The organism is Paenibacillus sp. 32O-W (genome assembly GCF_007679495.1).
Classification (GTDB): domain Bacteria; phylum Bacillota; class Bacilli; order Paenibacillales; family NBRC-103111; genus Paenibacillus_L; species Paenibacillus_L residui.
In genome coordinates, this window is sequence record NZ_VEGP01000118.1 from 1 (window position 1) to 7,538 (window position 7,538).

General features: G+C 45.2%; 7 protein-coding genes and 1 pseudogene. 3 read left to right on the plus strand and 5 right to left on the minus strand.

The genetic code is table 11. The features are described 5' to 3' along the window. Positions 1–98: 98 nt before the first annotated feature. From FS806_RS24610 to FS806_RS24620, 3 genes are all read left to right on the plus strand, one after another. Positions 99–923, plus strand: a complete 825-nt coding sequence (locus FS806_RS24610) for a MerR family transcriptional regulator (RefSeq protein ID WP_144941931.1) — start codon at positions 99–101, stop codon at positions 921–923. Between the two features lie 38 nt (positions 924–961). Continuing rightward, positions 962–1,978 carry a serine hydrolase domain-containing protein gene (locus tag FS806_RS24615; protein WP_144941933.1) on the plus strand — a complete coding sequence of 339 codons (1,017 nt, stop codon included), beginning with the start codon at positions 962–964 and terminating at the stop codon, positions 1,976–1,978. Positions 1,979–2,095: 117 nt separating this feature from the next. Then, positions 2,096–3,574, plus strand: coding sequence for an MFS transporter (locus FS806_RS24620; RefSeq protein ID WP_144941934.1), 1,479 nt, complete (start codon positions 2,096–2,098; stop codon positions 3,572–3,574). 37 nt (positions 3,575–3,611) lie between these two features. Here the strand turns inward: FS806_RS24620 and FS806_RS24625 are convergent, their stop codons facing one another. The 5 genes and pseudogenes from FS806_RS24625 to FS806_RS24640 all read right to left on the minus strand — a co-directional run bounded on the left by FS806_RS24625 (position 3,612) and on the right by FS806_RS24640 (position 7,282). Next, complete coding sequence (locus tag FS806_RS24625) at positions 3,612–4,208, minus strand: TetR/AcrR family transcriptional regulator (protein WP_144941936.1); 597 nt, start codon at positions 4,206–4,208, stop codon at positions 3,612–3,614. Between the two features lie 47 nt (positions 4,209–4,255). Next, positions 4,256–4,873, minus strand: coding sequence for a GNAT family N-acetyltransferase (locus FS806_RS24630; protein WP_144941938.1), 618 nt, complete (start codon positions 4,871–4,873; stop codon positions 4,256–4,258). Positions 4,874–5,176: 303 nt separating this feature from the next. Further along, positions 5,177–5,410, minus strand: a complete 234-nt coding sequence (locus tag FS806_RS26915) for a general secretion pathway protein (RefSeq protein ID WP_260982247.1) — start codon at positions 5,408–5,410, stop codon at positions 5,177–5,179. 77 nt (positions 5,411–5,487) lie between these two features. Next, positions 5,488–5,970 carry an ExeA family protein gene (locus tag FS806_RS26920; RefSeq protein ID WP_260982248.1) on the minus strand — a complete coding sequence of 161 codons (483 nt, stop codon included), beginning with the start codon at positions 5,968–5,970 and terminating at the stop codon, positions 5,488–5,490. A 22-nt stretch (positions 5,971–5,992) separates the two neighbouring features. After that, a pseudogene (locus FS806_RS24640) lies at positions 5,993–7,282 on the minus strand (DDE-type integrase/transposase/recombinase). Between the last annotated feature and the right edge of the window lie 256 nt (positions 7,283–7,538).

A 7,538-nucleotide genomic window follows, 5' to 3' on the forward strand; every position in this document is an offset into this window, starting at 1 on the left:
TTTGGGGGTGAAACAATAGAAGACCCTAGCTAGGAAGCTAGAGTCTGCAACGGAATGTGAATTCCGAGAAGCTTAATGTGAAGAATGGAGGTGACGTTTTGCTTTCGATTGGAGAATTCTCAAAGATATGCGGTGTGTCTGCAAAAACGCTGAGGTATTATGATGAAATTGGATTGATCCACCCCGATGAGATTAACCCGGAGAATGGTTATCGGTATTATTCCATCAAGCAGCTTAAAAAGATGATCTTTATCAACCGTTTAAAATCTTATCATTTCTCCCTGGAAGAAATCAAAGTCATTCTGGAATGGGAAGAGGATCAATCCGAAGAGAAGCTGTGTTCCGTCCTTAATCGCAAGACAAGAGAGATACAGGAAAAGCTGAATGCTTTGGAATACACCCTTAAACAAATGAACGAAGATATTTTAAATTTGCAGAAGGGCATTCCGATGATGTCGCACCTTGACCATATAGAAGTAGAACTTGTCGAAACCCGGCCAATGAATATTCTGTATAGACGTCAGATGATGAGCAGTGATGACTATGCCGCAGGTTATGAAACGTTTTTTAGCAGGCTCTATGAAAAGATCGCTACCGAAAAACTTACCTTGCTCGGTAAACCTATGACGATTTACCACAGTCCTGAATACAATCCTGCCGGCAACGATACCGAATTCGCCATCCCGATAGCGGAACCGGTCAAGGGAACGAGAGATATGCCCGGAGGTCTTTGTGCGAAGTCCGTTCTAAAGGGCTCCTATTCCGAACTGACATCGGTATATGCCAAGCTGATGGAATGGATCCATAGTAAGGGATATGAATTGGTGGGATCACCCTACGAAGTATATGTCACCGACCCCAATCAAGCCGCCGTTCCTGAGGATATGGTTACAGAGGTATATTTTCCTGTTAAGAAAAAATAGCGATGGAATTCACATTCCATTCAGGGGAGGAATTTAGAATGCACACAAATTACTGGCCAACTGCGCAATGGCATACCGAAGATCCCGCCGTCTTGGGAATGGATCCCAACAAGCTCTCGGAGCTCGAGTCTGTAATCCAGTCCGATTACAGCAATATAAACGGCATGGTGGTTGTGAGGAACGGATCTATCGCTTTCGAGCGGTATTATAATGGCTGTGGCCCGGATGATGCGCATCATGTGGCATCTGTAACGAAAAGTATTATATCGGCTCTTATTGGCATTGCCATAGATAATGGTGATATCACAAGCGTTGACCAGAAGGTGCTCGATTTCTTCCCCGAATATGCTCCCAAAGCTGCTGATTCGCTTAAAGGGGAAGTGACCCTGCGCCATCTTCTCACGATGACGGCTCCCTATCCGTTTCAGGACTGGCAGGAACCACTGGACAAGATGTGCATGCAGCCTGATTGGGTAAAGTATACCCTTGATATGCTGGGCCAACAAGGAAAGCTTGGCGATTTCAAGTATTCTACTGCAGGGGCACATTTACTTTCGGCCATCCTCACTCGCAGCACCGGCCGGAGCGCCCGCGAGTTTGCCAACGAGCATTTATTTAAACCCATCGGCATGAAAGAAATCCCGGAGCATGAAATGAAAGCATTCGGGTTCGATGATTTGTTCGGGAGCAATGTGAAAGGCTGGGTTCATGACCCTCAGGGCCACTCCACTGGCGGATGGGGACTTACACTGACTCCCCGTGATATGGCGCGTTTCGGTTTTCTATATTTGAACAGAGGTTTCTGGGAACATCGTCAGATTATTTCCGAGGCATGGATTAACGAATCGACTTCGATGAATCCCAATAACTACGGTTATCTATGGTGGTTACGCGAAGAGGACGGTGTTTCTGCATATTCGGCGATAGGCGATGGCGGCAATGTGATCTGCTGTCTTCCGGAACAAGAGCTTGTCATAGCCATAGCATCGGAATTCACCATGAATCCTCGGGACAGGTGGACATTGATCAAGGAATGGATTCTCCCGGCTTTATAGCAGTTCTTTCTAACAAACGGGGGCAGCACACCTCTCATTATGGGCTTTCAAAATTCTGGTTTAAAACTTATGGGGGCAGGGAAATACTAAGGGGGTGTTTAAGGAGGATTCCCGCCAATGGATCGAAAAAAAGAAAAGAACAAACGGAAAAAATATAAATTTCATAAAGATGATATTACGGTTGTAGACACAGATATTGCGAAAAAGGCCGTGGTGGCTACCGCATTAGGCAATGCCATGGAATGGTTTGATTTTGGCATTTATTCTTATTTGGTTGTAATCATCGGGAAAGTGTTTTACTCGGGTATAAGTGAATCCACTCAGTTGGTATTTAGCTTTGGTACGTTTGCGGTTGCCTTTCTTATACGGCCTATTGGCGGAATGTTCTTTGGAATGCTGGGTGACCGGCTAGGACGTAAGAAAATTTTGGCTGTCACATTAATTATGATGGCCATCTCAACATTCAGTATCGGACTGATCCCAAGTTATGCGTCCATTGGAATTGCTGCGCCGATTCTATTGCTGTGCGCAAGATTGGTACAAGGGTTTTCTACAGGCGGGGAATATGCCGGGGCTATGACCTTTATTGCGGAATCTGCACCGGATAAAAAACGCGGGTTTATGGCAAGCGGGTTGGAAGTGGGGACTCTGGTCGGATACATTGGTGGTGCGGGGTTGGTTACGGCACTTACCTATGCTTTGGGATCCGAAACGATGCTTGATTGGGGCTGGAGAGTGCCGTTCCTGATTGCCGGACCAATCGGAATCATAGGCCTGTATTTTCGAAACCATCTCGAGGAATCTCCCGCCTTTACAGCGATGGAAGAGAAGAAAGAGGAAACGGGAAAAGAAAAGCATGTCTCCATGAAAGAACTGTTTCAGTTTCATCGACGATCGCTGCTGATGTGTTTGGTCCTGGTTTTCTTCTATAATGTAACGGATTATACGGTCTTAACCTATATGCCTTCCCACTTAACGGCGGTATTAGGCTATGAAGAAACAAAAGGACTCCTGTTAATAATAATTGTTATGTTTATTATGATCCCTATTGTATTATTTATAGGATATTTGGGTGACCGAGTCGGAAATAAACGGATCATTCAGGCCAGTTTGACCGGTATTATTTTGTTGTCTATTCCATCATTCATATTAATTGGAAGCGGCAATAATTGGTCAATTTTCTTTGGACTGTTGATTCTTGGTGTGCTCCTGGCCGGCATTAAAGGGACCATGACTTCACAATTACCATCGCTGTTTTTTACAGAAGTCAGGTACGGCGGCTTGGCGGTGGCCTACAATATTTCCGCTTCGTTATTTGGAGGCACGGCGCCTTTACTGATTTCCTGGCTGATTAATACGACCGCCAATGAATTTATACCGGCATATTATTTATTATTCGCTTCTCTAATTGGTATTGTCGTTGTTACCCTATTTCTAAAAAATACATCGGGTAAACCTCTCCGTGGTTCCCCACCCGCCGTTGCGGAAAAGCATGAAATCAAAGAAGTCATTAAAGACACGGAGCAAGTGCTTTGGTGGGGAGAAGAAAAACACAAGATTGAAGAGAAGATTGAAGAGGCAGGCAAGGAAAAATAACCCGCATTATAAGGCATCTTTATATGCCAATAGTAATTTATGTGTTCAAAAACGCTGTCACTATTTCAGGACTCGGAGTAATAAACCGTTCGCTGGCTGAAATTTTCGCCATTGCTAATCCCTGTATGGATGCAAAATAGTAAAATGCCATTTCTGAAGCATTTCCTTGTTTAAACTGACCAAGTTCTTGACCTTTTTCAATAAGACGAGCTGTCTCTTTTAACATTTCTTCACTCTGAATGTTTAAATATTGAACTTGTGGGGAAGGGTCTTCCATAGCGGATGACTGATTCATGATCATGAGAAATTGCGCGAATTCCTCATCTTTTTCAAGATCATGCAAAACTTCCAAAGTAAATTGTTGAATTAAATCAGCTGGAGATGAACCGTTTCGAAACTTGTTAATCATATGTTCTAATCCTTGTGCAGCATATATGACTAGATCATTGAACAACTCCTCTTTGGTTTTATAATGACGGTACAGTAATCCAATGCTAATACCTGCCCTAACTGCAATGTCCTGAATACTGGTTGCAGCAAATCCTTTCTTGGCAAATAATTTTATTGCAGCCGAATGAATTTTATTTTTGGTCTCCGTTCTCATTGCCTCAAATTGTTCTTTAGTTCTAGGCAACAATTTCCCCCTCCTTTGTTCAATCCCAATATCTGAATAAATATATTTTATTTTTGTACATATTTCAAAGATAAAAGATTATTGATACCGTTTCTCTTCGCCATAGCTTTTGGAACAGGCTTTCTTTTGTATTCTTCAAATCCCAGTTTGTTATATAAATTCATTGCCGGAGTATTCGTATCCGCAACCTCTTCAATGACATACTCATTGTAAGGCGTGTTTTCAATGATGTGCCTTATAATCTTGAAGGCTACACCCTGTCCTCTGAATGCAGAAGCTGTTCCAACAAACTCAATCGGCCCTGTATTGGGAGGAATTTTTTCAAAAGCGGCTTCAAATTCTTTCTTTAGAAAGATCCCTGCCATGCTTCCCTTGAAAAATCCAAGATGCTTCCTTAATTCCTTTTTATTTAATCGAACCGATAAATTATTACCATCCGTGCATGCAGTCATTCCGGCAACAATTTTATTATTAGTTATTGCTACATAAAATTGATCTAATACAAACATATGTGCAAAAGCTTCTGCAATTTTATTTTTGTCCTTTGAAAAGAAAACTAGCCATTGCGAGAAGCCTTCAGAAAATATTTCAGACATTTGTTTTCTCACATCGAAATCCACTTTGTCTGCTTTCACAATTGTAAATTTGTTATCATCAGATTCCATGTTTTGATCCGCCCCTTTTAATGAATGAATATATATTCATCATAAAACCAAAAAGGCGCAGTGTCAATCCTATTCCTGTATCTGAGCCTGGAGCAACAGTCCAAATTTTACAAATAAATGCCTTCGGAAACGCTCCGTTACAGCAAAGCCCTCTCTATTTCCGACCCTGCTCCAAATAGAAAAGCCGAGCAAATATCAGGTGTTACTGCTAACGCATAATGTCCCGAGATTGACGGTGTAAGTTGTCCTGCTATTGACGGTCAATCTGACCAGTTTCCGGATATACGAGAGGGAGAATTATGATCATTCTCCCTGAATAACGCATTTAACCATATGATCGTCGATGATGCGATGTTTGTTCTGAGCACCGTAAATCAAACAATGAGTGCACACTTTGTTGATTAACCTCGCTGCTCCGCTAGAGAAACGATAGATATCGTCGATTGCCCCATCCGTGAAGATGTCTCGTTCCGCACCGGCGTAGGTCATGTGTCTATGAACGTATGCCCCGGTTTGTGCCTGATCGTAATGAGGCAACTTGCATTGCAGATCGATACGTTGGCGAATCGCGGCGTACGCTTGCAGATGGATACGATCCCACAGTTCACTTTGCCCTACGAGGATGAGCGCCATGGGGCTCTGCGCATCCTCTTGAAATTCAGTAGGAAGCGAACCTCTTCTAGCATCTCCCGATCTAACAGATGTGCTTCGTCCACGACCACAACGGGTTGCAGCCCGTGAATCCCGCGCATGAGTTCGATCTCCCGATGCAGTTGACGTTTTGCATCCCCGCGGTAAAATTTCGACTCACAACCGAGTTGTTCAAGTAATCCTTTGTAGAACTGCCGCGGCGTCAGCTTGGAGTCTGACAAGTAGAGCACCTTGAATTTCGCAGGATCCAGTTCTTCCGTAAAACGTCGAATCGTCGTTGTCTTTCCCGTTCCACAGTCACCAGTCACAACCGCAAACCATTGCCGCTCAGCCGCATACTCCAAGCGCCCGAGTGTCTCCTCCAGAATTTCCGACTCATACAATTCACTCGGCGGAACATCCCTGGAGAACGGTGAACGACTAAGCTCGTAAAATGCTTCAAACATCGCCATTCACCTTGCCTTTCCTTCAGTAAGTGACAGCTGGTGCTTGTTCGGTGTAGCGCTGATGGCTCCGCTCTTCGGCAGCGGTGAGCAATCTTGACGAATCTGCTGGCAGCGGCTGAAGATGATCCGGCAGTGAAGGGCGTTTCCCAGCACGTTCGCCGATCACAAGCTCTTTTACCTTCCACGGTTCATGGCCCTCAAACTCGATCGTCAGTTCTGTCATGTCAGCCGGATCGTACACAACATCCACGCTACATCCGATGAACGGGAGACCGACTTCATATTTGCGATCCATAAAGCTGATGCATCCGGATTTATCTACTTTGCGAGATTCACAGTGAAGGAAGGCGGCTGCCAGTATCTCCGACTCCACGAACCGCAGCGCCTTTTTGTCACTTCGAAATGCGGTTTCGGGACTTTGTTTATTCTCTAACGCCGAATGTGGCCTGTTCTGGTAACATTCCGAAAGCCAGACCTGAAACAGCTCATTCAGGCGGTCGAGCGTCTTTGGTTTCTCGAGCGCCGCTTCGCTGAGGAAAGCATCTACCACCCGATTGAATCGCTCCACCTTCCCGGTGGATTCCGGCGAATATGGCTTTGCAAAAAGAAGACGAATGCTTAGTTTCGAGCACGTCCGCGTCATCCACTTGGTGCGATACTGCTTCCCGTTGTCGAAGCACACCGCTTCTGGAACACCGTACTTCTGAATGGCCTTTCGGAAACCATCCTCGATGATCGTCTTATCCATAACGGGGTAAAACTCCCCGTGAAGCACAAACCTCGTCGCATCGTCGATAAAGGTAACGAGAAACACTTGTTTCATCGCCCCGTTTAGCCCAATAGGCAGATACGGACCGTACTTCAAATCCGAGTGCCAAAGGCGATTGCGGTGTCGCTGTTGGAACCGCCGGGCGGCCACACCGGAATCTGCGTACATCCGCATATGCCTTGTACTGTAACCGTGTGCTGTTAGATTTTCTTGAAGCGCGTACTTCGCTTAATTTGTCCGGGTTGAATGCGATTTCCCATTCCATGATCTGAATGATCTGAGCGACACCGGCACCTCCCGCCGCAATAAGATCGCTTGCTCTAAGATTTCTGGTGCAATGGCGGGGGGCGTAAGTTGTTTCCCTTTACTCTTTGGCTTTAACCCACAGAAACCTTCTTGCCGGTAGGCTGCCAGATACCGCCGTAACGTCCTCTCCGTTATTCCGGTCTGCTCACAGATTCTCTGCTTAATTTCCCTTGCCTTTGCCGGATCAAGCCCTTCCGTAAGCAGTGGAGCCAGGAGTTGCACACGTTCTGCAGCGATTTGTTCTGCTTACTTTCGATCTTTCATCCGTCTTCACCTCTTCTGATAGATTCGATATGAGTCTATCTCAGAGAGGTTCGGACAAAAATGCAGAACGGGTATGTACCCATAAATTTGAATTTGCGACAGGGCGGACAACTCTAGATAGCCACCCGTAGGCATCGCCGACATACCGTCCAAATCTACTATGGTGTGCAGTTTGTGAAGGGGCGGACGATTCCTCCACAACCTCTAGATGAAAGCGAATAGCAATAGA